Source organism: Kitasatospora nipponensis, assembly GCF_039528135.1.
GTDB lineage: Bacteria > Actinomycetota > Actinomycetes > Streptomycetales > Streptomycetaceae > Kitasatospora > Kitasatospora nipponensis.
The window spans coordinates 1-565 of sequence record NZ_BAAALF010000986.1; the positions used below are offsets into that span (position 1 = coordinate 1).

Sequence of the window (565 nt, forward strand, 5' to 3'; positions counted from 1 at the left end):
GCCCGGCCCGCCGGCCGGGGCGGGGGTCCGTCGTCGGCGGGCCGCGACCAGCACCGCGAGCAGGACCAGTACGACCAACGCCGCTATCAGCCACTTCTCCATCCGCAGACCGTACAACCACGTCCCGGTACAGCTGTGACAGTTGAGCATTTATCCGTTTGGTGCTGCTGATTTGTCACGGAACGACCACGGAGTCCCTTCTGCACTAAAGATTCTCGTTGGGCCGGAAAAGCTGATCGCGAGCTCCCGACAGCAACCCTCGGAACCCTCCCTGAAGGTGGCCCAGATGTCCTCACGCAGCGACGAGTTGTGGTCGTACACCGAGATCGCCCGGCACATCAACGTGCAGGCCGACACCGTGCGCAACTACCGGCGGCACGGCCTGCTGCCGGATCCGGACATGATCGACGGCAGTGGCCATCCACGCTGGTTCGCGGGCACCATCCGCGCCTGGGCCCGGAACCGCCCCGGCAACCGCTGAGGCTCCCCGCCCCCGTCTCCCGCACCGCCGTCCGGCCCGCCCCGTTGTGGTGACATCAGCCACAGCACGGCACGGAGACGGGGG

Annotated in this window: 1 protein-coding gene; it reads left to right on the forward strand. The window is 67.6% G+C overall.

Annotation, left to right across the window (positions count from 1 at the left end; translation table 11 throughout):
- Nucleotides 1–286 precede the first annotated feature (286 nt).
- Complete coding sequence (locus ABD323_RS44460) at nt 287–481, forward strand: helix-turn-helix transcriptional regulator (RefSeq protein ID WP_184919173.1); 195 nt, start codon at nt 287–289, stop codon at nt 479–481.
- The last annotated feature ends 84 nt before the right edge of the window (nt 482–565 follow it).

What these genes read in the sequence shown, in the direction of transcription:
- ABD323_RS44460 (WP_184919173.1), top strand. Translation starts at nt 287, where the DNA reads ATGTCCTCACGCAGCGACGAGTTGTGGTCGTACACCGAGATCGCCCGG.